This is a genomic window from Streptomyces atriruber (assembly GCF_001418325.1).
GTDB lineage: Bacteria > Actinomycetota > Actinomycetes > Streptomycetales > Streptomycetaceae > Streptomyces > Streptomyces atriruber.
In genome coordinates this window covers 1-23,863 of sequence record NZ_LIPN01000237.1, presented here as the reverse complement: position 1 = coordinate 23,863, position 23,863 = coordinate 1, and the positions used below count along the sequence as shown (strand labels likewise).

At 72.2% G+C, this 23,863-nt stretch carries 21 protein-coding genes; 5 read left to right on the top strand and 16 right to left on the bottom strand.

Annotation, left to right across the window (positions count from 1 at the left end):
- Positions 1-112: 112 nt before the first annotated feature.
- Positions 113-763 (bottom strand): TetR/AcrR family transcriptional regulator, encoded by a 651-nt coding sequence (locus tag AOK03_RS24165; RefSeq protein WP_055567439.1) that lies wholly within the window; start codon positions 761-763, stop codon positions 113-115.
- 118 nt (positions 764-881) lie between these two features.
- On the opposite strand from AOK03_RS24165, the gene AOK03_RS24160 reads away from it, so the two are divergent.
- On the top strand, positions 882-1,685 hold the full coding sequence (locus tag AOK03_RS24160) for an SDR family NAD(P)-dependent oxidoreductase (RefSeq protein ID WP_107098089.1): 804 nt from the start codon (positions 882-884) through the stop codon (positions 1,683-1,685).
- A 131-nt stretch (positions 1,686-1,816) separates the two neighbouring features.
- Here the strand turns inward: AOK03_RS24160 and AOK03_RS24155 are convergent, their stop codons facing one another.
- On the bottom strand, positions 1,817-2,338 hold the full coding sequence (locus tag AOK03_RS24155; RefSeq protein ID WP_055567438.1) for a DUF4240 domain-containing protein: 522 nt from the start codon (positions 2,336-2,338) through the stop codon (positions 1,817-1,819).
- Positions 2,339-2,472: 134 nt separating this feature from the next.
- Between AOK03_RS24155 and AOK03_RS24150 the strand changes: the two genes are divergently transcribed.
- Positions 2,473-3,399, top strand: coding sequence for an SDR family oxidoreductase (locus tag AOK03_RS24150; protein WP_055567437.1), 927 nt, complete (start codon positions 2,473-2,475; stop codon positions 3,397-3,399).
- On the opposite strand, the gene AOK03_RS24145 is transcribed toward AOK03_RS24150, so the two are convergent.
- The 7 genes from AOK03_RS24145 to AOK03_RS24115 all read right to left on the bottom strand — a co-directional run bounded on the left by AOK03_RS24145 (position 3,390) and on the right by AOK03_RS24115 (position 13,879).
- Complete coding sequence (locus tag AOK03_RS24145; RefSeq protein ID WP_055567436.1) at positions 3,390-4,361, bottom strand: helix-turn-helix transcriptional regulator; 972 nt, start codon at positions 4,359-4,361, stop codon at positions 3,390-3,392. The genes AOK03_RS24150 and AOK03_RS24145 overlap by 10 nt on opposite strands.
- 163 nt (positions 4,362-4,524) lie before the next feature.
- Complete coding sequence (gene aceE, locus AOK03_RS24140; RefSeq protein ID WP_055567435.1) at positions 4,525-7,221, bottom strand: pyruvate dehydrogenase (acetyl-transferring), homodimeric type; 2,697 nt, start codon at positions 7,219-7,221, stop codon at positions 4,525-4,527.
- Between the two features lie 277 nt (positions 7,222-7,498).
- A complete protein-coding gene (locus AOK03_RS24135; protein ID WP_055567434.1) occupies positions 7,499-8,122 on the bottom strand; it encodes a GntR family transcriptional regulator in 624 nt (207 codons plus the stop codon).
- Between the two features lie 136 nt (positions 8,123-8,258).
- Positions 8,259-9,638 carry a 2-oxoglutarate dehydrogenase, E2 component, dihydrolipoamide succinyltransferase gene (gene sucB, locus AOK03_RS24130; protein WP_244177719.1) on the bottom strand — a complete coding sequence of 460 codons (1,380 nt, stop codon included), beginning with the start codon at positions 9,636-9,638 and terminating at the stop codon, positions 8,259-8,261.
- A 59-nt stretch (positions 9,639-9,697) separates the two neighbouring features.
- A complete protein-coding gene (gene lpdA, locus AOK03_RS24125) occupies positions 9,698-11,086 on the bottom strand; it encodes a dihydrolipoyl dehydrogenase (RefSeq protein WP_055567433.1) in 1,389 nt (462 codons plus the stop codon).
- Between the two features lie 350 nt (positions 11,087-11,436).
- On the bottom strand, positions 11,437-12,984 hold the full coding sequence (locus AOK03_RS24120; RefSeq protein WP_055567432.1) for a leucyl aminopeptidase: 1,548 nt from the start codon (positions 12,982-12,984) through the stop codon (positions 11,437-11,439).
- A gap of 112 nt (positions 12,985-13,096) precedes the next feature.
- Complete coding sequence (locus AOK03_RS24115; protein WP_055567431.1) at positions 13,097-13,879, bottom strand: adenosylcobinamide-GDP ribazoletransferase; 783 nt, start codon at positions 13,877-13,879, stop codon at positions 13,097-13,099.
- An 87-nt stretch (positions 13,880-13,966) separates the two neighbouring features.
- On the opposite strand from AOK03_RS24115, the gene AOK03_RS24110 reads away from it, so the two are divergent.
- Entirely contained in the window at positions 13,967-14,758 is a 792-nt protein-coding gene (locus AOK03_RS24110) for a hypothetical protein (protein WP_055567440.1), read from the top strand.
- Here AOK03_RS24110 and AOK03_RS43515 read toward each other — a convergent pair.
- The 3 genes from AOK03_RS43515 to cobT all read right to left on the bottom strand — a co-directional run bounded on the left by AOK03_RS43515 (position 14,671) and on the right by cobT (position 18,362).
- Positions 14,671-15,396, bottom strand: coding sequence for a hypothetical protein (locus AOK03_RS43515; RefSeq protein WP_055567430.1), 726 nt, complete (start codon positions 15,394-15,396; stop codon positions 14,671-14,673). The two genes, AOK03_RS24110 and AOK03_RS43515, sit on opposite strands and share 88 nt — an antisense overlap.
- Positions 15,393-17,159, bottom strand: coding sequence for a phosphatidylglycerol lysyltransferase domain-containing protein (locus tag AOK03_RS24100; RefSeq protein WP_055567429.1), 1,767 nt, complete (start codon positions 17,157-17,159; stop codon positions 15,393-15,395). Before AOK03_RS24100 ends, AOK03_RS43515 begins: the two co-directional genes overlap by 4 nt.
- A 126-nt stretch (positions 17,160-17,285) precedes the next feature.
- On the bottom strand, positions 17,286-18,362 hold the full coding sequence (gene cobT / locus AOK03_RS24095; RefSeq protein WP_055567428.1) for a nicotinate-nucleotide--dimethylbenzimidazole phosphoribosyltransferase: 1,077 nt from the start codon (positions 18,360-18,362) through the stop codon (positions 17,286-17,288).
- Between the two features lie 146 nt (positions 18,363-18,508).
- On the opposite strand from cobT, the gene AOK03_RS24090 reads away from it, so the two are divergent.
- Positions 18,509-19,567 carry a class I SAM-dependent methyltransferase gene (locus tag AOK03_RS24090; protein WP_055567427.1) on the top strand — a complete coding sequence of 353 codons (1,059 nt, stop codon included), beginning with the start codon at positions 18,509-18,511 and terminating at the stop codon, positions 19,565-19,567.
- Between the two features lie 139 nt (positions 19,568-19,706).
- On the opposite strand, the gene AOK03_RS24085 is transcribed toward AOK03_RS24090, so the two are convergent.
- Complete coding sequence (locus AOK03_RS24085; protein ID WP_055567426.1) at positions 19,707-20,933, bottom strand: bifunctional adenosylcobinamide kinase/adenosylcobinamide-phosphate guanylyltransferase; 1,227 nt, start codon at positions 20,931-20,933, stop codon at positions 19,707-19,709.
- 101 nt (positions 20,934-21,034) lie between these two features.
- Here AOK03_RS24085 and AOK03_RS24080 point away from each other — a divergent pair, with 101 nt between their 5' ends.
- Entirely contained in the window at positions 21,035-21,271 is a 237-nt protein-coding gene (locus tag AOK03_RS24080) for a hypothetical protein (protein WP_055567425.1), read from the top strand.
- Between the two features lie 108 nt (positions 21,272-21,379).
- On the opposite strand, the gene AOK03_RS24075 is transcribed toward AOK03_RS24080, so the two are convergent.
- The 3 genes from AOK03_RS24075 to AOK03_RS24065 form a co-directional block, all read right to left on the bottom strand.
- On the bottom strand, positions 21,380-22,462 hold the full coding sequence (locus AOK03_RS24075) for a S1C family serine protease (protein ID WP_055567424.1): 1,083 nt from the start codon (positions 22,460-22,462) through the stop codon (positions 21,380-21,382).
- A gap of 106 nt (positions 22,463-22,568) precedes the next feature.
- Positions 22,569-23,276, bottom strand: a complete 708-nt coding sequence (locus AOK03_RS24070) for a class I SAM-dependent methyltransferase (RefSeq protein ID WP_055567423.1) — start codon at positions 23,274-23,276, stop codon at positions 22,569-22,571.
- A gap of 74 nt (positions 23,277-23,350) precedes the next feature.
- Positions 23,351-23,863, bottom strand: a 513-nt coding sequence (locus tag AOK03_RS24065; protein WP_055567422.1) for a DUF3043 domain-containing protein, incomplete at its 5' end; no start/stop codon positions are given.

The following is a 23,863-nucleotide window of genomic DNA, read 5'->3' as shown; positions in this document are numbered from 1 at the left end:
CCCCAGCCCCAGCCGCCGACGGAGCCCCAGCCGCCGACGGAGCCCCAGCCTCAGCCTCAGCCCCAGCCGCATCGCAGCCGGACGCCGCGCAGCGCTCGCTCGCTCGCTCGGCTCAGGCCGTGCTCTCCGGCCGGGGCAGTGGACCCGCCCCGCCCATGAGCTCCCGCAGGCACCGCGTCGCGAGGTCCGCGGGGGAGCCCGGGCCCGTGACGGGCGCGTCCGTCCCGGCCCAGGTCTCCAGGGCGATGCGGATCGCGGCCGTCGCCGCGGCCGCGGCCAGCCGGACCTCCAGGTGCCGCGCGCCCGCGAGCTCCGCCACGACCGGGCGCAGCTTCTCCTCGGACTCCTGGTTCACGCGGTACCAGACCGCGCGCAGCGCCGGGTCGTCGGCGGCCGCGCGGAGCAGCCCGCGGGTCTGCCGCAGTCCGTCCGCCGCCGCGTCGTCCGGCACGGCGAGCGCCTCGGAGATCGCGGTCCGCAGGGCGTCGGGGAGCGCCGCGCCCGGTTCGGCCGCGGCGAGCAGCGCCCGCCAGCGGTCTCCGCCGACGGCGAGCAGCGGGCCCACCGCGTCCTGCTTGGTGCGGAAGTACCGGTAGAAGGTGCGCAGCGCGACCCCGGCCCGGCCCGCGATGGCCTCGGCCGTGGTGCCGTCGGTCCCGTGCGCGGTGAAGAGCTCGGCCGCGGCGCGGGCGATCTCCAGCTGCGTCGCCAGCTTGCGGCGCTCCGTGAGGGACAGGGGCGGGGTGGACGACTGGGTGCTCACCCGGGAAGCCTACGTCGAGTGCGACAGTAAGGCATAAAAAGACGATGTGGCACAACGTGCCATGTGGGCGTATCGTGCGGAACGTAAGCACAACACGTGAGAAGACCGGGAGAACGCCATGAGCGCCACGCAGAACCTGAACCGCTACGAAGGACGCCGCGCCCTGGTCACCGGCGGTGGCTCCGGCATCGGTCAGGCGACCGTGCTGCGCATGCTGGCCGAGGGCGGCAGGGTCGTCGCCGCCGACGTCAGCGAGGACGGCCTGCGGGACACCGTGGCCAAGGCCGGTGCCGACGCGGAGCGCCTCACCACCGTGCTCGTGAACATCGCGGACGAGGCCTCGGTCCGCGCGGGCGTCGCCGCTGCCACCGAAGCGCTCGGCGGCCTCGACGTCCTCGTGAACGCCGCGGGCATCCTGCGCTCCTCGCACACCCACGAGACCACCCTCGACGCCTTCAGCCAGGTCATAGGCGTCAACCTCACCGGCACCTTCCTGATGATCCGCGAGGCGCTCCCGGCCCTGCTGCGGGGCAACGGCTCCGCCGTCGTCAACTTCAGCTCCACGTCGGCGATGTTCGCCCACCCGTACATGGCGGCGTACGCGGCGAGCAAGGGCGGCATCCAGTCCATGACGCACGCCCTCGCCGCCGAGTACGGCAAGCAGGGCATCCGCTTCACCGCCGTGCAGCCCGGCTCCATCTCCTCCGGGATGACCGACGGCTCCGGCGCCAGCAGGCAGAGCGTCGGCCCCGGCCTGCCCGAGGACGCCGACATGAGCCTCTTCGTGAAGCTCGCGCCCGCCCTCGGCCAGGGCTTCGCGGGCCCCGAGACCGTCGCCTCCGTCGTCGCGATGCTCGCCTCGGACGACGGCCGCTTCATCACCGGCACCGAGGTCCGCATCGACGGCGGCACCCACTTCTGAACCACGGGGCGGTCACCCCGCCCGCAGGAGCCGGTCGACCGCGGCCTCGGGCAGGCCGCGGAATTCGGCGGATTCCGGATCCCGCACGACGACCGTGGGGGGCGCGGGGGCACCCTCGCACCGGATCCCGGTCAGTCCTCCATGAAGCGGTCCCAGAGCTTCGGGTAGCGCTGCGCCATCACCGACTCGTTCTCGAAGTCGATCGACGTGCCCACCGGCTCGGCCGGGGCGGGCGAGACGCCGAGCTCCGGCGCGACGACACCGGTGAGCTGCTCGTACGCCTCGTCCGCGGCATAGCCGAGCTCCTCGCCGTCGCCGTCGAGCTCCTCGTCGAAGTCGTCCAGGAGGTCGGCGAGCGCGTCCGGGTCGTGCACCGCCCCCTCGAAGACCTCCCGCCCCTGGCCGATCAGCCAGCACCGGAAGTAGTCGAAGGCGTCGTCGCTCGCACCGCCGAGCAGGACCCAGGCCGCGCCCCACAGGTCCCAGCGGTAGGCGCGGTTGTAGCGGGCCTCGAAGTGACGGGCGAAGTCGAGGACGGAGTCCGGGTCGGACTGCAGCAGTCTCTCGACGAGCAGCTCGGCGTGGTCCTCGGGGTCGCCGCCGGCGGCCTCACGAGTACTGTCCACGATCTCCCAGAACTCCGTCTCGTCCATCACGGGTCCAGCATCGGTCCTGCGGGGTGGGGGCGCACGCGGAGTGCGCCGGAATGCGGCTGTCTCGTTATGCGTGCACATGCCCATGGAAAGACCGACAGGGGTTGTCCGCTTTTGGTGGAAGCCTCACCGACATGGAGACCACCCAGAACCTGACCGGAAAGATCGCTCTCGTCGCGGGCGCCACCCGCGGCGCGGGCCGTGCCATGGCGGTGGAGCTCGGCCGAGCCGGAGCCACCGTGTACGTGACGGGGCGCACCACCCGCGCCCACACCAGCGAGATCGGCCGCACCACCGAGACCATCGAAGAGACCGCGGAACTCGTCGACGCGGCGGGCGGCCGGGGCATCGCCGTGCCCACCGACCACCTGGAGCCGGAGCAGGTGGCGGCCCTCGTCGAGCGGATCGACCGGGAACAGGGCCGCCTGGACATCCTCGTCAACGACATCTGGGGCGGCGACGTCCACGTCGAGTGGGACAAGAAGATGTGGGAGCACGACCTCGACAAGGGACTGCGCATCCTGCGCCTCGGCATGGAGACCCACATCGTCACCAGCAGCCACGCGCTGCCGCTCCTGATCAGGAACCCCGGCGGCCTGGTCGTCGAGGTCACCGACGGCACCGAGGAGTACAACCGCGCCAACTACCGCAAGCCCTTCTACTACGACCTCGCCAAGGCGGCCCCGCTGCGGATGGCGCACGACCTCGCCGAGGAGATCGAGGAGTACGGCTGCACGGCGCTCTGCCTGACGCCCGGCTGGCTGCGCTCGGAGTTCATGCTCGACACCGCCTTCAAGGTGACCGAGGAGAACTGGCAGGACGGCTGCGAGCAGAACCCGCACTTCGCGATCTCCGAGACGCCGACGTTCGTGGGCCGCGCCCTCGTCGCACTCGCCGCCGACCCCGACGTCAAGCGCTGGAACGGCGCCTCGCTCTCCAGCGGCGGACTCGCCAAGGAGTACGGCTTCACGGACGTGGACGGCTCCGCGCCGGACGCCTGGCGCTACATCGCGGAGGTCGAACAGGCGGGCAAGGAGGCGGACGTCACCGGCTACCGGTAGAGCTCGGCGGTCCGCGCGGCGGCGTCCGCGAACCGCGCGCGCAGCTCCGCGGGCGCCACCACCTCCACCTCCGGGCCGAGCGACATGAGCTGGGTGTACGCCACGTCCTCGTTCTCGACGGGCAGCGTGACCGTCACCCGGCCCGTCGCGTCGGGCTCGCCCGCCGTCTCCAGCGCCTCCCGCGTGGAGACGGCGTCGGTGGCGTGCGGCAGCCTCCGCACGCCCGCCTCGGTCAGCCGCACCACCACCTCGGCCCGCAGGATCGCCCGCGCGAACTGCGCGGCCCGCTCGTCCCAGAAGCCCGGCAGGTCGAACTCCTCGTCGCGCACGAAGCGCTGCCCGCCCGCGACGACCGAGGCGAAGCGGTCGATGCGGTACACCCGGTACGCGCCGGAGTCGGTGACCCGTGCGCACAGGTACCAGACACCCGCCTTGAGCACCAGGCCGTAGGGCTCCAACTCCCGCTCCACCTCGGCCTCCTGGCGCCGGTAGCGGGCGGTGACCAGCCGGTCGTCCCACACCGCGTCGGCGACGGCGGGCAGCAGTTCGGGCGCGGGCGTCTCCTGGAACCAGCCGGGCGCGTCCAGGTGGAACCGCTGCGCGGCGTTCTGCGAGGCGTCGCGCAGGGAGGGCATCAGCGCCGCCGACACCTTGAGGCGGGCCGCCGACGCCGCGTCGTCCAGGCCCATCTCACGCAGCGCCCCCGGCACCCCGGACAGGAAGAGCGCCTCCGCCTCACTGCGGCCGAGGCCCGTGAGGCGGGTGCGGTAGCCGCCGATGAGCCGGTAGCCGCCGGTGCGTCCCCGGTCGGCGTAGACGGGCACGCCCGCCTCGGACAGCGCCTGCGCGTCACGTGTGATCGTCCGCTCGGACACCTCCAGCTCGGCGGCCAGCTCGGCGGCGGTCATGGAGGGCCGCGCCTGGAGCAGCAGGACCATCTTGATGAGGCGGGCAGCGCGCATGGACCCCATAATGCCGCGCCCCCGAAGGGGCGCGGGGCTGTGGCATGTGCGGCTCCGCCGCGCGGGCGCGCCCAGCCCCCACCGGGCCCGAGGACGGCGATACAACAGATGCGGGTCCCCCACCCCAAGGGCAGAGGACCCGCACCCGCATCGAGCCGAAGGCTTACAGGCCGTACTTGGCCCGGGCCTCCTTCACCGCGGAGGCGGGCACCTCGCCGCGACGGGCGAGCTGCGCGAGCGCCGCGACGACGATCGACTCCGCGTCGATGCCGAAGTGACGGCGGGCGGCGTCACGCGTGTCGGACAGACCGAAGCCGTCCGCACCGAGCGAGGAGTAGTCCTGCTCGACCCACTGCGCGATCTGGTCGGGGACCTGACGCATGTAGTCGGAGACGGCGAGGACCGGACCCTGGGCGCCGTCGAGCGCCGTACGGATGTACGGGACGCGCTCCTCGCCGCGCAGGAGGGCCTCGTCGGCCTCCAGCGCGTCGCGGCGCAGCTCCGTCCACGAGGTCGCGGACCACACGTCGGCGGCCACGCCCCACTCCTCGGCGAGCATCTTCTGCGCGGCGAGGGTCCAGTGGATGGCGGTACCCGAGCCGAGCAGCTGGATGCGCGCGGCGTTTGCCGCGGGGGAGAGGCCCGCGGACTCCGCCGTGTTGAAGCGGTACAGGCCCTTGATGATGCCCTCGTCGACGCCCGAGGGCTTCGCGGGCTGCGGCATCGGCTCGTTGTAGACCGTGAGGTAGTAGAAGACGTTCTGGTCTTCGCCCTCGTGGGCCTCGCCGTACATGCGGCGCAGACCCTCCTTGACGATCGCGGCGATCTCGTACGCGAACGCCGGGTCGTACGACAGCGCGGCGGGGTTGGTCGCGGCGATCACCGGCGAGTGGCCGTCCGCGTGCTGCAGACCCTCACCCGTCAGGGTCGTGCGGCCCGCGGTGGCGCCGACGAGGAAGCCGCGGCCGAGCTGGTCGCCGAGCTGCCACATCTGGTCGGCCGTGCGCTGCCAGCCGAACATCGAGTAGAAGATGTAGAAGGGGATCATCACCTCGCCGTGCGTGGCGTACGCGGTGGACGCGGCGATGAAGTCCGCCATCGAACCGGCCTCGGTGATCCCCTCGTTGAGGATCTGGCCGTCCTTGGCTTCCTTGTAGTACATCAGCTGGTCGCGGTCGACCGGCTCGTACGTCTGGCCCTTCGGCGAGTAGATGCCGAGCGACGGGAAGAGCGACTCCATGCCGAAGGTGCGCGCCTCGTCGGGGACGATCGGCACCCAGCGCTTGCCGGACTCCTTGTCGCGTACGAGGTCCTTGACCAGGCGTACGAACGCCATGGTCGTCGCCACCGACTGCGAGCCCGAGCCCTTGTCGAACGAGGCGAAGGCCTTGTCGGCGGGGGCGGGCAGCGGCGCGAGCGGCTGCGTGCGACGGGCCGGGGCCGGGCCGCCGAGCGCGGCGCGACGCTCCTGGAGGTAGCGGACCTCGGGGGAGTCGGCGCCCGGGTGGCCGTAGGGCACCTGGCCGTCGACGAAGTCGCTGTCCGGGATCGGCAGACCGAGGAGGTCGCGCATGTCCTTGAACTCGTCCACCGTCAGCTTCTTCATCTGGTGGTTGGCGTTCTTGGACTCGAAGCCCTTGCCGAGGGTGAAGCCCTTGACCGTCTGCGCGAGGATCACGGTCGGCGCGCCCTTGTGGGTCAGCGCCGCACGGTAGGCCGCGTAGACCTTGCGGGCCTCGTGGCCGCCGCGCGAGAGGTGGAAGCACTCGCTGATCTTGTCGTCGCTGAGCAGCTTGCCCAGCTCGACGAGCGCGGGCTCGGCACCGAAGAAGTGCTCGCGGATGTAGGCGGCGTCCCGCGTCGCGTACGTCTGGAACTGCGCGTCCGGCACCTCGCGGAGGCGGCGGACCAGGGCGCCGGTGGTGTCGAGCTGGAAGAGCTCGTCCCAGGCGTTGCCCCACATGATCTTGATGACGTTCCAGCCGGCGCCGCGGAACTGGGCCTCCAGCTCCTGGACCACGCGGAAGTTGGCGCGGACCGGGCCGTCGAGACGCTGCAGGTTGCAGTTGATGACGTACGTGAGGTTGTCGAGACCCTCACGCGCGGCCAGTGCGAGGGCCGCCGTCGACTCGGGCTCGTCCATCTCGCCGTCGCCGAGGAACGCCCACACGTGCGAGGCGGAGACGTCCTTGATGCCGCGGTTGGTGAGGTACCGGTTGAAGCGCGCCTGGTAGATGGCGGAGAGCGGGCCGAGCCCCATGGAGACGGTCGGGAACTCCCACAGCCAGGGCAGGCGGCGCGGGTGCGGGTAGGAGGGCAGGCCGTTGCCGCCCGCCTCCTGCCGGAAGTTGTCGAGCTGCGCCTCGTTCAGGCGGCCGTCGAGGAAGGCGCGGGCGTAGATGCCGGGGGAGGCGTGGCCCTGGATGTAGAGCTGGTCACCCGAGCCGTCCCCCTCCTTGCCCTTGAAGAAGTGGTTGAAGCCGGTCTCGTACAGCCAGGCCGCGGACGCGAAGGTCGCGATGTGGCCGCCGACGCCGTGCTTGGAGCCGCGCGTGACCATGGCGGCCGCGTTCCAGCGGTTCCACGCCGTGATCTTCCGCTCCATCTCCTCGTCACCGTCGATGGACGGCTCGGCGGAGGTGGGGATCGTGTTGACGTAGTCGGTCTCAAGGAGCTTGGGCAGCGCCAGGCCCGCGCCCTCGGCGCGCTCCAGCGTGCGCCGCATCAGGTATGCGGCTCGGTGCGGCCCGGCCGCCTGAGTAACGGCGTCCAGGGAGGCCTGCCATTCGGCGGTCTCCTCGGGGTCGCGGTCCGGGAGCTGGTCGAGCTCGCTCGGCTGGATTGCGGAGGGGTCGGTCATGTCGCCGCCTTCCTGAGTCGGAGGGGGTCCCCTGTTCGGTAAGGGGTGGGGGTGCCCAATGTCTTGGCAGGACAGGGCGTGAGGCTCTGGTCTGAGCCCGTCGGAGACTGTAACTCCGTGATCGATGATCGATCAAAGGGTTGAAGGAGAAAACCTCTCTCCATGGAGAAAGTAGGCATCCGGTGCCAGTAAAGCGGGCACGCGGTGCCTTTGATTTGAAGGGTTTACGCAGGTGAGAGCACGTTTGGAGTCAAGGCGCCACGGATGAGCGTGGGTGTCACGGACGCGGCGCGCACCCCAGGACATGGGCCTTGACCAGGTCGGCGATCGCGGGATCCCGGCGCCGGAAGGCGGAGACCAGGGCCTCGTGCTCCTCCGCGTACGACTGCTGGACCGTGCCCAGCCAGCGGATCGACAGCGCGGTGAAGACCTCGATGCCGAGGCCCTCCCAGGTGTGCAGGAGGACGGAGTTGTCCGCGGCCCGCACCAGCTCGCGGTGGAAGCCGACGGTGTGCCGCACCTGCGCCGTGCCGTCGGCGGCCCGGTCCGCTTCATAGAGGGCCGCGACATGGGGCTCCAGGGCCGAGCAGTCCTCGGCGAGCCGCTCGGCCGCCAGCTCGGCGGCGATGGCCTCCAGGCCCGCCCGGACGGGGTAGCTCTCCTCCAGGTCGGCGGCCGTCAAGTTGCGGACGCGTACACCCTTGTTGGGCGCCGACTCGATCAGCCGGAGCGTCTCCAGCTCGCGCAGCGCCTCGCGGACGGGGGTCTGGGAGACCTCCAGCTCGACCGCGATCCGGCGCTCCACGATGCGCTCGCCCGGCTTCCAGCGCCCGCTGACGATCCCCTCCACGATGTGCTCGCGGATCTGTTCGCGCAGCGAGTGAACGACGGGCGCGGTCATGTGGGCTCCTCCGGCGGGGGCAGCGCCCCAGGGCGTTGTGACCCCTAGACAATACGGCGACGCCCCCGCTCGGAAACCTCCGAACGGGGGCGTACGCGCTGATGAGACGAGTCTTACAGCCTTGCGGGCCGCAGGACTACAGGCCGAGCTCGACCTCGAACTCGCCGGCCTCCAGGATCGCCTTGACCGCGGTCAGGTAGCGGGCGGCGTCCGCGCCGTCCACCAGACGGTGGTCGTAGGAGAGCGACAGGTACGTCATGTCCCGCACCGCGATGGTCTCGCCGAGGTCGGGGTGGTTGATGACGACCGGGCGCTTGACCGTGGCACCGATGCCGAGGATCGCGGCCTGGTTCGGCGGCACGATGACCGTGTCGAACAGGGCGCCGCGCGAACCGGTGTTGGAGATCGTGAAGGTGGCGCCGGACATGTCGTCCGGGGTGAGGCCACCGCCACGGGCCTTGCCGGCCAGCTCCGCGGTCTTCTTCGAGATACCGGCGATGTTCAGGTCGCCCGCACCCTTGATGACCGGCGTCATCAGACCCTTCTCGGCGTCAACGGCGATGCCGATGTTCTCCGAGTCGAAGTACGTGATGGTGCCTTCGTCGTCGTTGATCCGGGCGTTGACGACCGGGTGGGCCTTCAGCGCCTGGGCGGCGGCCTTGACGAAGAACGGCATCGGGGAGAGCTTGACGCCCTCGCGAGCCGCGAACGAGTCCTTCGCCTTGGCGCGCAGCTTCATCAGCTTGGTGATGTCGACCTCGACGACCGAGGTCAGCTGGGCCTGCGAGTGCAGGGCCTTCATCATGTTGTCGCCGATGACCTTGCGCATGCGGGTCATCTTGACCGTCTGGCCGCGGAGGGGGGAGACCTCCAGGGCGGGGGCCTTCGAGGCGGTCGGAGCAGCGGCGGCCGGAGCCGGAGCCGACTTCTTGGCCTCGGCGGCGGCGATGACGTCCTGCTTGCGGATGCGGCCGCCGACACCGGAACCGGTGACCTCGGAGAGGTTCACGCCGTTCTCGGAGGCGAGCTTGCGCACCAGCGGGGTGACGTAGGCACCGTCGTCGGCCGGGGTGGCCTGGGCCGGGGCGGCGGGCGCGGCCGGAGCCGGCTGGGCCGGAGCGGCGGGCTGTGCCGGAGCCGGGGCGGCAGCGGCGGGCGCGGCCGGAGCTGCCGGAGCGGCGGCCGGAGCTGCCGGGGCGGCCGGAGCCGGAGCCGGGGCCTCCTCCTTGGCCGGGGCGGCCGGCGCGGCGGGGGCCGCGGCCTGCGCCGGAGCGGCACCTGCGGCACCGATGACGGCGAGCTTGGCGCCGACCTCGGCGGTCTCGTCCTCGCCGACGACGATCTCGAGCAGCACGCCGGCGGCCGGGGAGGGGATCTCGGTGTCGACCTTGTCGGTCGACACCTCGAGCAGCGGCTCGTCGGCCTCGACGCGCTCGCCCTCGGCCTTCAGCCAACGGGTGACAGTGCCCTCGGTGACGCTCTCGCCGAGCGCCGGAAGGGATACGGAAACCGCCATGGTTTCAGTTGCTCCTTACGAAATTGCGGAAGTCTGGTCGTCGCGCCCGAAGACTGAGGTCAGTCGTGGGAGTGCAGCGGCTTGCCCGCCAGGGCCAGGTGGGCCTCGCCGAGCGCCTCGTTCTGGGTCGGGTGGGCGTGGATGAGCTGGGCCACCTCGGCCGGCAGCGCTTCCCAGTTGTAGATCAGCTGGGCTTCGCCGACCTGCTCGCCCATGCGGTCGCCGACCATGTGGACGCCGACGACGGCACCGTCCTTGACCTGGACGAGCTTGATCTCGCCCGCGGTCTTGAGGATCTTGCTCTTGCCGTTGCCCGCGAGGTTGTACTTGAGGGCGACGACCTTGTCCGCGCCGTAGATCTCCTTGGCCTTGGCCTCGGTGATGCCCACGGAGGCGACCTCGGGGTGGCAGTACGTCACCCGGGGCACGCCGTCGTAGTCGACCGGGACCGTCTTGAGACCGGCCAGGCGCTCCGCCACCAGCATGCCCTCGGCGAAGCCGACGTGCGCGAGCTGGAGGGTCGGCACCAGGTCGCCCACGGCCGAGATCGTCGGGACGTTGGTCTGCATGTACTCGTCGACGAGGACGTAGCCGCGGTCCATGGCGACGCCCTGCTCCTCGTAGCCGAGGCCCTGCGAGACCGGGCCGCGGCCGATGGCGACCAGGAGGACCTCGGCCTCGAAGGTCTTGCCGTCGGCGAGGGTCACCCGCACGCCGTCCTGCGTGTACTCGGCCTTCTCGAAGAAGGTGCCGAGGTTGAACTTGATGCCGCGCTTGCGGAACGCGCGCTCAAGAAGCTTGGAGCTGTTCTCGTCCTCGACCGGCACGAGGTGCTTGAGGCCCTCGATGACCGTGACGTCGGACCCGAAGGACTTCCACGCCGAGGCGAACTCGACGCCGATGACGCCGCCGCCCAGGATGATCGCGGACTTCGGCACGCGGTCCAGGGTCAGGCCGTGGTCCGAGGAGATGATGCGGTTGCCGTCGATCTCCAGGCCCGGCAGCGACTTCGGCACGGAGCCGGTCGCGAGGAGGACGTGGCGGCCCTGGACGCGCTGTCCGTTCACGTCCACGGAGGTCGGCGACGAGAGCTTGCCCTCGCCCTCGATGTACGTCACCTTGCGGGAGGCGACGAGACCCTGCAGGCCCTTGTACAGGCCCGAGATCACGTCGTCCTTGTACTTGTGGACGGCCGCCATGTCGATGCCCTCGAAGGTGGCCTTCACGCCGAACTGGTCGGCCTCGCGTGCCTGGTCGGCGATCTCGCCGGCGTGCAGCAGCGCCTTCGTGGGGATGCAGCCGTTGTGCAGGCAGGTGCCGCCGAGCTTGTTCTTCTCGATCAGTGCGACGTCCAGGCCCAGCTGCGCTCCGCGCAGGGCCGCGGCGTAACCGCCGCTACCGCCGCCGAGGATCACTAGGTCGAAAACGGTGCTGGCGTCGTTCGCCACGTCACGTCCTCCATGCATGTGCGCCGTACGCCGGACCCCTTTTCGCGGGGGACGACCGGTCGGTCGGCTGGTATTCGGCCGCTCTTGTTTCGGCCCTTTGGTGGGGGCCCTGTCCTGCCGAGAACCCATCTTCGCACTTGTCGGCGGGAGACGGGACGCCGGGCCAGGCTGTGAGACGTCGGATCGACCGTCTTCAGGGCAAAAGTTAAGGCGCGCAGCGCGGCCTTGTAAGGGTGGTGGTGGGAGACGGGTGGGCGTACGAACGTACGGATTTCGTCGAGGGCGAAATCCGGGAAACGGCCGAGGGCCCCGGACGCCAGGCGGGTCCGGGGCCCTCGGTACGTACGCGATCAGCCCAGGTCGCCCGAGGCGGTGTGCTCGGCGAGCCGGACCAGGGTACGGACCGCGGAGCCGGTGCCGCCCTTGGGGGTGTAGCCGTACGGGGCGCCCTCGTGGAAGGCCGGGCCCGCGATGTCGAGGTGGGCCCAGGTGATGCCCTCGCCGACGAACTCCTTCAGGAAGAGACCGGCCACCAGGCCGCCGCCCATGCGCTCGCCCATGTTGGCGATGTCGGCGGTGGGGGAGTCCATGCCCTTGCGCAGGTCGGCGGGGAGCGGCATCGGCCAGGAGGGCTCGCCGACCTCCTCGGCGATCTCGTGGATCGAGGTGCGGAAGGCGTCGTCGTTGGCCATGATGCCGAAGGTGCGGTTGCCCAGCGCCATCATCATGGCGCCGGTCAGCGTCGCCACGTCGACGATCGCGTCGGGCTCGTCCTCGGAGGCCTTGGCGATGGCGTCGGCCAGGACCAGGCGGCCCTCGGCGTCGGTGTTGAGGACCTCGACGGTCTTGCCGCTGTACATCCGCAGGACGTCGCCGGGGCGGGTCGCGGAGCCGGACGGCATGTTCTCGGCGAGCGCCAGCCAGCCGGTGACGTTCACTTCGAGGCCGAGGCGCGCGGCGGCGACGACGGCGGCGAAGACCGCGGCGGCACCGGCCATGTCGCACTTCATGGTCTCGTTGTGACCGGCGGGCTTCAGCGAGATGCCGCCCGAGTCGTACGTGATGCCCTTGCCGACGAAGGCGAGGTGCTTCTTGGCCTTGGAGCTCGTGTACGAGAGCTTCACCAGGCGCGGCGGGGCCTCGGAGCCGACGCCGACGCCGAGGATGCCGCCGAAGCCGCCCTTGGTGAGGGCCTTCTCGTCGAGCACCTGGACCTTGATGCCGTGCTCCTTGGCCGCGGCCTGGGCGACGGCGGCGAACGCCTCGGGGTTGAGGTCGTTCGGCGGGGTGTTCACCAGGTCGCGGGCGCGGTTCAGCTCCTCGGCGACGGCGACGGCACGCTCGACGGCGGCCTTGTACGCCTTGTCGCGGGGCTTGCCGCCGAGCAGGGCGACCTCGGCCAGCGGCGCCTTGGCGCCCTTGCCGTTCTTCTTCGCGGACTTGGCGTCGGCCAGGCCCTTGTACGCGTCGAACGAGTAGGCGCCGAGCAGGGCACCCTCGGCCAGCGCGCCGGCGTCCTCGGCGTCCTCGACGGGCAGCGCGAACGCGGCCTTCTTCGAGCCGGTCAGCGCGCGGGCGGCGGCACCGGCGGCGCGGCGCAGGGCGTCCGTGCCGTACGTCTCGTCCTTCTCCGGGACCTCGCCGAGACCGACCGCGACGACGACCGGGGCCTTGAAGCCGGACGGCGCCGGAAGCTTCGTCACCTCACCCTCGCCGCCCGAGGCGCCGAGGGTCTCCAGGACGGACGCGAGCTTGCCGTCGTACGCCTTGTCCACGGCCTCGGCGCCGGGGGCGACGACCAGGCCCCCCTTGGATCCGGCACCCTTCGCCACACCGACGACGATCGCGTCGGCACGCAGGCCGGTCGCGGCGGCGGTGCTGAGAGTCAGAGCAGTCACGGTGGTGAGGCCTCTTTCAGTGAGTTTCGTCGGGCTGTGGGGTGGTGAGCCCGTCGCGAGCCTACGCCCGTGAGCGCTGCGGTGCGCCTCACTGTGCGTGTTCGGCGCGGTGTCAGCCGAGGGCGAGCACGATCAGGGCACAGGTCGCCGACGTCTCCGCGAGGCCGCCGAAGACGTCACCGGTGACTCCGCCGAACCGTCGTACGCAGTGCCGGAGCAGCAATTCGGCGGCGCCGAGCGCGAGGACGACGGCCGCCGCGTTCCGCACGGCGCCGTCCGCCCCGAAGGGCAGGCCCGCGGCCGCGGCGGCGCACACGACGACGACGGCGACCGCTGCCGCGCGGGCGCGCGGGACGACCCCGGCGACGGCGGCGCCGAGCCCCTCGGGGCGGGCCGGGGGCACGCCGTCGCGGGCGGCCAGGGTGAGGGCGAGGCGGGCGGTGGTCGCCGAGACGACGGCGGCGACGGCGCCGCGGGCCCACGAGGTCTCGTAAAGCTGGCAGAGCACGGCCACTTGGGCGAGCAGCACGAAGAGCAGGGTGATGACCCCGAAGGGGCCGATGTCGGACTGCTTCATGATGCGCAGCGCGTCGTCGGCTGGCTTGGCGCTGCCGAGGCCGTCGGCGGTGTCCGCGAGACCGTCGAGGTGCAGGCCGCGGGTGAGGGCGGCGGGGGTCGCCGCGGTCGCGGTGGCGGCGAGGAGCGGGCCCGCGCCGAGGACCGTCAGCAGACCGCCGACGCCCGCCGCGCAGAGGCCGACGACCAGACCGGCGAGCGGCGCGCACTGCATGCCGTCGCGCGCGGCCTCGCGGTCCCAGCGGGTGACCCTGACGGGGAGTGCGGTGAGGGTGCCGAAGGCGAAACGTATGCCGTCGGCGGGGGAGGTTCTGGACACCGCGGAAGGCTACCCCGCGGGAACGTTCCGGCCTGCGGATCACTCTTCGGGGACGGAGGATGGGCGCATGAACGACTGGTGGGCCGCATGAACGACTGGTGGTACCGGAACATCGTCGAGCCGGGGAAGCTGCCGCTGCTGCTCGCGCTGCTCTCGTTCGTGGGGTCGTTCCTGGTCACCCGGACCATCACGCGGCTGATCAGGGCGGGCAAGGGCCCGTTCCGGAACATCAGCACGGGGGACGTGCACATCCACCACGTCGTGCCGGGAATCTTCCTCATGCTGGTCGGCGGGTTCTGGGCGGTGGCCGCGGGGCGGCACGGCGCCGGGCCGCTGTACGCCGCCGTCATCTTCGGGATCGGCGCCGGTCTGGTGCTCGACGAGTTCGCGCTGATCCTCCACCTCGACGACGTGTACTGGAGCGAGCAGGGCCGCAAGAGCGTGGAGGTCGTGATGCTCACGGCCGCCCTGGTGGTGCTCGTGCTCACCGGCTTCACACCGCTCGGGGTGAACGACCTGACGCCGATGGAGCGGCACAACCGGGCGCTGTTCGCGCTGAACATCGGCATCAACTGCGCCTTCGCCCTGGTCGCGCTCCTCAAGGGCAAGCTGCGCACCGCCCTGATCGGCATGGTGATCCCGTTCGTCGCGCTGGTGGGCGCGATCCGCCTCGCCCGGCCGGGATCGGCGTGGGCGCGGCGGTTCTACCGCAACCGGCACCGGGCACGCGCGCGTGCGGGTCTGCGGGCCTTCCGGCACGACCGCCGCTGGGCGGGGCCGCGCCGCAAGCTTCAGGACTGGATCGGCGGCTTCACGCCGGGCCCCGCGCCCTCGCCCTCGGAGCCGCGGCCCTCGGACCGGGTGCCGCCGTCCCGGTGACGTGCCGCCGGGAGCACGCACAGCACCAGCACGGCGGCGATGGCGGCGAGGTGCTCCTTGCCCGCGAGATTGTTCTTGACCAGCACCTCGACGACCATCAGGGCGGTGACCAGGGCGGCGGTGAAGTACGCGCGGTAGCGCCAGCAGACGAAGACGGCGAGGCCGACGACGGCGGCCGACGGGCCCGTGTCGACGACCTGCGCGTCGGACGCCGGCAGCCCGAGGGGGTTCTCGGGGCCCCACGCGATGCCCACGCGCGCGTAGAGCGTCCCGGCGAGTGTGGCCACGTACCCGATGAGGAGCGTGCGCCACCGGCCCAGGCAGATCTCCGCGATCCCGAAGACGAGGAGGATCTGCACCAGCGCGCCCCACACGGGCAGGTCGAGGGCGGGCACGAAGAGGGAGAGCGGGGTGCGGATCAGGGCCAGCCAGAGCGGATCCTCGGCCCGCACACAGCCGATGTTCTGGACGAACTGATAGCCCCACGACTGGTTCTGCACGTACTGGAAGAGGGCGGTGAGGCAGACCGCCGCCAGCGTCATGGGCACGGCCCGCCATCGTCGGGCGGCGAGCGCGCCGCGCACGGTGGAGAAGAGTGGCCCCCACTCGGCGCGGGCGTGGCGGGCCAGGGTGCTCATCGTCTCGACTCCAGGTGTTTGCGGTGCAGCCACTTCGGCAGGCCCGGCGCTTCCAGGAAGCCCTCCGCGCGGCCGGAGGCGACACCGATGCGCAGCAGGTCGCTGCTCTTCTCGAAGAGAAGGAAGCGGGGTTCCCAGATCGGCCGGTACTTGGCGTTGGCGCGGTAGAGGGACTCGATCTGCCACCACCGGGAGAAGAAGCTGAGCAGCGACCGCCACAGACGAAGGACCGGGCCCGCGCCGAGCCGCGAGCCACGTTCGAAGACCGAACGGAACATCGCGAAGTTGAGCGACACCTGAGTGATCTTGATCTCGGGGGCGCGCTGCAGGAGTTCGATGACCATGAACTCCATCAGGCCGTTCTCGGAGTCGCGGTCACGCCGCATCAGGTCGAGGGAGAGCCCGTGCGGTCCCCACGGGACGAAGGAGAGCAGCGCCCGCAACACGCCGTCGCCGTCCGTGCATTCGAGCATCACGCACTGCCCGTCCGCCGGGTCGCCGAGCCGGCCGAGAGCCATGGAGAAGCCGCGTTCGGTGGCTCCGTCGCGCCAGTCGTCGGCGCGCTCCAGGAGGGCCGCCAGCTCGTCGGCGGGGATGTCCTCGTGACGGCGGATGCGGACCGTGTACCCGGCGCGCTTCACGCGGTTGTAGGCCTGCCGGACGGTGCGCATGGCCCGGCCGTCCAGCGTGAACTCGTCGGTCTCCACGATGGCTTCGTCGCCCAGCTCCAGGGCGTCCAGGCCGTGCCGGGCGTAGATCGTGCCCGCCTCCTCGCTCGCGCCCATCACGGCGGGGATCCAGCCGTGCTCGCGGGCCTCGGCCAGCCAGGGCTCGATCGCGCCGGGCCAGGCCTCCGGGTCGCCGATGGGGTCGCCGGAGGCCAGCGAGACACCGCCGACGACGCGGTACGCGACGGCCGCCTTGCCGGTCGGGGACCACACGACGCTCTTCTCGCGGCGCAGCGAGAAGTAGCCGAGCGAGTCGCGGTCGCCGTGCCGGGCGAGCAGCGCGCGCAGCTTCTCCTCGTCGTCCTCGGTGAGCGGGTCGACGGCCCGGCGGGAGCGGAACGCGGCGTACAGCACGGCGCAAAGGAGCAGCGCGCTCAGGACGTTGATGGCGACGTTGACCCAGCCGGGCGTGGCGATGCCCTCGAAGCGCTTGTCGTCGGCGGCCAGCGAGACCAGCCGCATGACGCCGTAGCGCCAGCGGTCCAGGAAGGTCGAGCGGTAGTCGTCGTGGGCGTGGTTGGTGACGGTGACCAGCAGCGTGGCGATCAGCGAGGTCACCAGGAGCCCGACGACCGCGACGACCGAGGCCAGCTTCGGGTTGGCGCGGTCGCCCTTGGCGTAGAACTCGCGGCGGCCGACGACGAGCGCCGCGACGAAGGCGGCGGTCAGGATCAGGGAGATCCAGTTCTGCGCGTACGCACGGATCTCCGGGAAGATCATCACGAAGGCGAAGAGCAGCAGGAAGAGCCCGCTGAGCACGAGGTTGAGGATCCATGCGGCGCGCTTGCGGCGCCGCATGGTGATCGCCAGGAACAGCGTGAAGGCGCCCGAGGCGAAGCCCGCGGTCAGCATGTACGGCGTGAAGTAGTTCGCCGTGTTGTGCTGGCGCAGGTCCTGCCCGAGGGAGACCCAGACCGCGCTCAGGAAGTTGATGAACGTGACGGCCCGGAGGTACCAGACGGCGAATCCCGCGGCGCGGCGCTGTATGACGGTGCGTGATTTCTGTCGCCCGGCGACGACCTGCTCATCTCCCATGAAAAGGGATCATATGGGCCGTGGCCCATTGAAGGTGATCTAGGGGTTCTGTCCGATTCGCATTCGGACGCGCCGGGCGACGGTGCCGACGGTGCCTCGGTCGGCTTCCGGGCAAGGCCCTCGCTGCTAGCTCTCGGCGGGCGCCTGCGCCGCCGCGGTCTCCCGCTCCGGCAGCTCCGCCGCCAGCGCGGCCGCGGCCCGCACCAGCGGCAGCGCGAGAAGCGCCCCTGCCCCCTCGCCGACCTTCACGCCGTGCGAGAGCAGCGGTTCGAGCGCCATCCGGTCGAGCGCCTTGGTCTGGGCGGGCTCCCCGCTGTCGTGCCCCGCAAGCCACCAGTCCGGCGCCCGGAAGGCGACCCGCTGGGCCACCAGCGCGGCCGCCGAGGCGACGACGCCGTCGAGGATCACCGGGGTGCGCCGCACCGCGCACTGCAGCAGGAAGCCGGTCATCGCCGCCACATCGGCGCCGCCCACCGCGGCGAGCAGCTCCAGCTGGTCGCCGAGCACGGGCCGGGCCCGCCGCAGCGCGTCCCGCACCACCGCGCACTTGCGCATCCACGCCAGGTCGTCGATGGGCTCGCCGCCCCGCCCGGTCACCACCGAGGCGTCGGTCCCGCACAACGCGGCGACCAGCGTCGCGGCGGGCGTCGTGCCGCCCACGCTCACATCGCCGAGCACGACCAGATCGGTGCCGGAGTCCGCCTCCTCGTCGGCGACGGCCATGCCCGCGCGCAGCGCCTGCTCCGCCTCCTCGACGGTCAGCGCGTCCTCGACGTCGATGCGTCCCGAGCCGCGCCGCACCCGGTGACCCGCGACCTCGGCGGGCAGCTCGTCCGGGTCGCAGTCCAGCGCCATGTCGACGACGCGGACGGGCACTTCGAGGCGGCGCGCGAGGACGGCCGCCGGGGTCTCGCCGGCCAGCACGGAACGCACGAGTCCGGCGGCGCTCCCCGCGGGCCGCACCGAGACACCGAGCTCGGCGACGCCGTGGTCGCCCGCGAACAGGACCGCGCGCGGCCGCTCGACCGGCCGCACCGGCACCGAGGACTGGGCCGCGGCGAGCCACTCGCCGAGCTCGTCGAGGCGGCCCAGCGAGCCGGGTGGCACGCTCTGCCGCGCCCTGCGGTCCTCGGCGTCGCGGCGCACCCCGCCGTCGGGCCGCTCGATCAGGTCGGTGAAGTCGTCGAGATTCAGCGAGCTCATTCGGCGAACAGTACCGGGAGCGGTGCTGGTGTCGCTCGAACGGCCCTGCGAGCCGTGCCATGCATGGTGTCACCGCATATGCGGGAATGATCCTTTACGTTGCTGTTTGTCTCGGCTTCTTCTCGGCTTCTTCCAGGAGTGCGACCATGACCACGGATGCCGCCCAGCGCGTCGCCGACCGGCGTCCCGCCTACCTCGCCGAACTCGCCCAGGGCACCGAGCGGTTCCACGAGCCCCGCCGCACCGACTGCCCCTGGTGCGGCTCCGTGCGCCTGCGGGCCAGGCTGCGCACCACCGACCTCATCCAGCGCAAGCCGGGCAGCTTCACGCTCGACCGGTGCGGCGACTGCGGCCACTCCTTCCAGAACCCCCGGCTCACCCCCGACGGACTGGCCTTCTACCGCAGGGACGCGCCCGAGGGACCCGAGGAGCGCCGCCTCTCCGCCGCCCGCACCCGCGGCCGTGCCCACGCCCGCGCCCGCGCGCTGCGCGCCTTCGACGAGCCCGAGTGCTGGCTGGACGTCGGCACCGGCGACGCGCACTTCCCGGCCCTGGCCAGGCAGGTCCTGCCGTACACCGCCTTCGACGGCCTCGACGAGGGCGCCGGCGTCCTGGAGGGGCTGCGGCGCGGCCGCATCGAGGAGGGCCACCGCGGCTCCCTCACCGAGCTCGCGGACTCCCTCGCGGGCCGCTACGACGCGATGAGCATGTTCCACAGCCTGCCCTGCGGCCCGGACCCGCGCGAGGAGCTCAGAGCCGCGAGAACCGTGCTGCGCCCCGGCGGCCACCTGATGATCGAGGCCCCCGACCCCGAGTGCCGCTACGCCGGGCTGCTCGGCAAGTGGTGGGCGTCGTACGGCCAGCCGCGGCACCTGCACCTCGTGCCGCTCGCCAACCTCCGCGCGGAGCTCGAGGAGCTCGGCTTCACGGTCGTCGGCGTCGAGCGCCGCGCGTCACACGTCCCGCTCGACCTGCGCACGGCCGTCGAACTCGTCCTCGGCCGCGGCATCCCCGAGCCCGACGTCCCCTGGCGCGCCAAGCCCGCGTCCCCGCTCCAGCTGAGGCTGCGCCGGGCCGCCCGGGGCGCGTCCGTGCCGCTGATCGCGCTCGCCGGCGCCCTCGACACGCTCCTGCGGCCCGTCCTCACCCGCACCGGCTTCTCCAACACCTACCGCGTCATCGCCCGCAGGGGCGCGGACGCCTAGGGTCTGTCCGGCGGATCAGGGCGGCAACGCGGAGCGTTGGCAACCGACGACAACGCCGCAGATGGGCGTGCCAGACCCCGCGACCCGCGCCATGATCCGCCGGACAGACCCTCGGGCCTCTCGTCCGGATCAGGCGGGGTCAGCCGCGCAGCGCCAGGGCCTGACCGGCCACCACGAGCAGCACGTGCTCGCACTCGGCGGCGAACACCGTGTTCAGACGGCCCAGTTCGTCGCGGTAGCGGCGGCCCGACGCGGTCGCGGGGACGATCCCGGAGCCGACCTCGTTCGAGACGGCGACGACCGTGCGCCGGGTCGCCCGCACCGCGTCCGCGAGTTCGACGACCCGCCGCCGCAGCTCCCGCTCCCCGCCGCCCGCCCACTCGTCGTCGTCCCACGCCTTCACCTCGTCCATGACGTGGGTCAGCCACAGCGACAGACAGTCGATGAGCAGCGCGGGACCGTCCTGCGCGAGCAGCGGGACGAGGTCGCAGGTCTCCGCCGTGCGCCAGGAGCCGGGGCGCCGCTCGCGGTGCACGCTCACCCGCCGGGCCCACTCGGTGTCGCCGTTCCTGCTCCCGCCGGTCGCCACGTACAGCACCTCGGGAAAGGCCTCCAGACGCCGCTCGGCCTCCACCGACTTGCCCGAGCGCGCGCCGCCCAGGACCAGTGTCCGGCGCGGCACGTCCGGCACGTCCTCGTACGCGCCGACGACCAGCGTCGACCCGTCCGGCACGGCCCGTGCCCCCGCGGCGGCGAGACGGCGCGTCAGCTCCGCGCCGGGCGGCGCCTCGTGGCCGATGTGCACCGCGAGCACGTCGGTGGTGGGCCCGACGGCCCCGGCCGCACGCAGCCGGGCGAGCCCGTCCGGGCGGCCGAGGACATCCACGACGACCATCTCGTACGGGGCCCGCTCGCCGCGCCCGTGCGCCGCCCCGTTCCCCTCGGTGAGCCCCGCGGGCGCGCCGCCCGGCGGCAGGTAGAGCAGCCGCTCCCCGTCCGGCCCGGTCACCTCGTACCCGGAGCCCGGCGAGTCCAGCGCCACCGTGCGCACCCGGTGCCCGGTGAGCAGCGCCAGCTCCCGCCCGTCGGCCACCCGCCCCGGCTGCGGCAGCCCCGCGGGGACCTCGACGGCGGGCCCGTCGTGCGGATGCGAGAGGAGGACCTGGCGCACTCCGCCGAGCGAGTGCCCGGCGCGGGCGGCCGCGAAGGCGGCGCCGGGGGTGAGGTCGAGCAGCAGTACGCCGTCCACGAGCAGCGCGGTGGCGGCGCGCGCCGCGTCGCCGAGCGCGGTCGCGCAGGCCGCGCAGGGACAGTCGGGGACGGGCAGTCCGCCGGGGGCGCCGGTGCCGAGCAGAGTCAGTTCCACACGAAGATCCTCCCGCGTCGGGTCGAGCGCCGCGCGCCCGGCTAGGCTTCAAGCGGATTCAGGCGGTTCTCATACCGCGACGGGACCTTCGGGAGGCTGACATGGCGGCATGGACGTGGCGGTTCGAGAAGGCGGACGGGACAGAGGTCCAGCCCGCGGTGCAGCCCGAGGAGTTCACCACACAGGGCGACGCCGAGTCCTGGGTCGGTGAGTACTGGAAGCCGCTGGCCGACGGCGGCGCCGACCAGGTGACGCTCTTCGAGGACGCGAACAAGATCTACGGCCCGATGAGCCTGCACATGGAGGGCGCGGAGGACTCCGAGGACGCCTCCGCCTGACCTGCGAGCGCGGCACGGGAGGCGGCGGCCGGGCCACGGCCGCCGCCTCCCGCACGCAGGGCGCCGCTTTCCGCGGCCCGCGGCGGCTACATCTCCCTTACGTCTCCGCTACATCTCCCCGAGGGTGACCTCGGCGCTCTTCTCCGCACCGTCACGCACGTACGTGACCTTCTCCTTCTCGCCCGGCTCGGCCGAGGCGAGCGCCTCGGAGAGCGAGTTGATGGTGGTCACCTCGTCGTCGCCGAGCCCGGTGATGATGTCCCCGGCCGTCAGCCCGGCCTTCGCCGCGGCGCCGCCCTCGCGCACCTCGACGACGGCCACACCGGCCGGCCGGTAGTCGTCGCCGAGGACCGTGCGGCCCGTGATGCCGAGCGCCGCCCGGCCCGAGTCGGTGACCTTGCCGCTCTTGATGATCTGGTCGGCGACGGTCTTCACCATCGAGGACGGGATCGCGAAGCCGATGCCGGGGGCGGCGCTGTCGCCCATCTGCGGATCGCTCGCGGCGAGCGTGGGGATGCCGATGACCTTCCCGTCCAGGTCGACGAGCGCGCCGCCGCTGTTGCCCGGGTTGATCGCGGCCGAGGTCTGCACCATGTTGGCGATGGTGGCCCCGGTCCCGCCGCCCGAGCGGCCCTCGCTGACGGTGCGCCCGGTGGCCGACACGATGCCCTGGGTGACGCTGGACGACAGGCCGAGCGGGGAGCCCATGGCCAGTACGATCTGCCCGACCTCGGCCTTGGTGGAGTCGCCGAACTCCGCGGCCTTCAGCCCGTCCGGCACGTCGTTCAGCTTGATGACCGCGAGGTCCTGCTCCGGGTAGGAGGCGACCAGATCGGCGCTCAGGGCCTGCTCACCGGTCGCCGTCGTCACCTTGAAGCTCTTCCCCTTGCCCACGACGTGGGCGTTGGTGACGATGTGCCCCTTGTCGTCGTAGACGACCCCGGAGCCCAGGCCGTCGGCGGCGTCGATCTGGACGACGGACGGCAGGACGTCCTTGATCACCTTCTGGTAGTCGTCCTGGAGGTCGTTCGCGGCGGCGGGCGCGGCCTGCGTGGTGGACCGGCCGGAGTCGCCGGAGTCCGCGGAGGAGCAGCCGCCGACGAGCGCGACGGCGGAAAGGGCCGCGGCCAGCGGAACGCAGACGGCACGGGCGCGGGAACGGGCGCGGGCAGGGGTGCGTGAGGCAGTCATGCCCCGAGTGTCGGATTTGTCGGGTGGGGTCGCCCTGACTTAGGGGGCCGAACAGGCGTCACCGGCACCACGCGCTGTGATGCCGGTGACGTGGGTCCCTGGTTCCCTAGTCCCGTACTCCGCAGAGATGCAGCAGAGCGGCGACCCGTCGGTACGGATCGGTCCGCCCCGCCCGCTCCTCGGCGGCGAGCAGCGCCTCGAACTCCCACTCGGGAGGCAGCGCCGAGCCGTCGGCCACGGTGTCCGTGAAGACCCGCACCCCGTACCAGGCCTGCAGCGGCGCGGCGATCCCCGCCAGCGCGGAGGTCAGCCGGTCGAGCCGGTCCGCGCGGGCGTCGATCCCGAGCCGGTTGCGGTACGTGACGGAGTCGAAGGAGGCGAGCGCGCCCGCCCAGTCCCCGGCCAGGCCGGGCCGCATGGCCAGCGCCTCCGCGTTGCGCACGAGCAGCGAGAGCAGCCCGCCGGGCGCCAGCATCCGGGCGAGACCGGCGAGGAGCGCGTCGGGCTCGTCCACGTACATGAGAACGCCGTGGCAGAGCACGACGTCGAAGCTGCCGGGGAGGAAGTGCACCCCGGTCTGGTGCCCGTCGCCCTCGACGATCCGCACCCGCCCCTGGATGCCCTCGGGCTCGTCGGCGAGCGCCGCGCGGGCCGCGGCGATCATGGCGGGGTCCTGCTCGACGCCCGTCACCTTGTGACCGGCACGGGCGAGCCGCAGTGCCTGCGTGCCCTGGCCCATGCCGACGTCGAGCACCCGGAGCCGCTGCCCCACGGGGAAGCGTCCGGCTATCTGCTCGTCGAGCTGGCGCGCCACCAGCTCCTGGCGAACGGCGTTGCGCAGGCCGCCCAGCTTCTCCAGCCAGGCGCCGGCCCCGCCGGTGAATCCGCTCAGGGCCGCTCTCCGCGCTTGACCTGCGGCTTCGGCAGCCGAAGCCGGCGCATCTGGAGCGTGCGCATCAGGGCGTAGGCGACGGCGCCCTTCTTGTTCTCGCTCGGGAAGCGCTCGTTCAGGCGCTTCTTGAGCCGCAGCGCGGTGGCGATGGAGTCGACGATGATCAGGACGATCACGAAGAGCCAGGCCAGCAGCGCGACATTCTGCAGCTGGGGCACCTGGACGATGCTCAGCACGAGAATGATCACCGCGAGGGGCAGGAAGAACTCGGCGACACAGAAGCGCGAGTCCACGAAATCGCGCGCGAACTTGCGCACGGGACCCTTGTCACGGGCGGGCAGGTACCGCTCGTCACCGCTGGCCATCGCCTCGCGCTGCTTCGCCATCTGCGTGCGGCGCTCGTCGCGCTGCCGCTTGGCGGCCTCCTTGCGCGTCGTCGGCGTGTTCGTCACGCTGCGGCGCTGGGACTGGGCCATGGCGCGCTTGGGGGTGGGGCGGCCCTTCGGGGC

Excerpts from the sequence above, each read along its gene's own strand:
- AOK03_RS24160 (WP_107098089.1), top strand. The coding sequence starts at position 882 with ATGAGCGCCACGCAGAACCTGAACCGCTACGAAGGACGCCGCGCCCTG.
- AOK03_RS24155 (WP_055567438.1), bottom strand. The coding sequence starts at position 2,338 with ATGGACGAGACGGAGTTCTGGGAGATCGTGGACAGTACTCGTGAGGCC.
- AOK03_RS24150 (WP_055567437.1), top strand. The coding sequence starts at position 2,473 with ATGGAGACCACCCAGAACCTGACCGGAAAGATCGCTCTCGTCGCGGGC.
- AOK03_RS24145 (WP_055567436.1), bottom strand. The coding sequence starts at position 4,361 with ATGCGCGCTGCCCGCCTCATCAAGATGGTCCTGCTGCTCCAGGCGCGG.
- aceE (WP_055567435.1), bottom strand. The coding sequence starts at position 7,221 with ATGACCGACCCCTCCGCAATCCAGCCGAGCGAGCTCGACCAGCTCCCG.
- AOK03_RS24135 (WP_055567434.1), bottom strand. The coding sequence starts at position 8,122 with ATGACCGCGCCCGTCGTTCACTCGCTGCGCGAACAGATCCGCGAGCAC.
- sucB (WP_244177719.1), bottom strand. The coding sequence starts at position 9,638 with ATGGCGGTTTCCGTATCCCTTCCGGCGCTCGGCGAGAGCGTCACCGAG.
- AOK03_RS24110 (WP_055567440.1), top strand. The coding sequence starts at position 13,967 with ATGAACGACTGGTGGTACCGGAACATCGTCGAGCCGGGGAAGCTGCCG.
- AOK03_RS43515 (WP_055567430.1), bottom strand. The coding sequence starts at position 15,396 with ATGAGCACCCTGGCCCGCCACGCCCGCGCCGAGTGGGGGCCACTCTTC.
- AOK03_RS24100 (WP_055567429.1), bottom strand. The coding sequence starts at position 17,159 with ATGGGAGATGAGCAGGTCGTCGCCGGGCGACAGAAATCACGCACCGTC.
- cobT (WP_055567428.1), bottom strand. The coding sequence starts at position 18,362 with ATGAGCTCGCTGAATCTCGACGACTTCACCGACCTGATCGAGCGGCCC.
- AOK03_RS24090 (WP_055567427.1), top strand. The coding sequence starts at position 18,509 with ATGACCACGGATGCCGCCCAGCGCGTCGCCGACCGGCGTCCCGCCTAC.
- AOK03_RS24080 (WP_055567425.1), top strand. The coding sequence starts at position 21,035 with ATGGCGGCATGGACGTGGCGGTTCGAGAAGGCGGACGGGACAGAGGTC.
- AOK03_RS24075 (WP_055567424.1), bottom strand. The coding sequence starts at position 22,462 with ATGACTGCCTCACGCACCCCTGCCCGCGCCCGTTCCCGCGCCCGTGCC.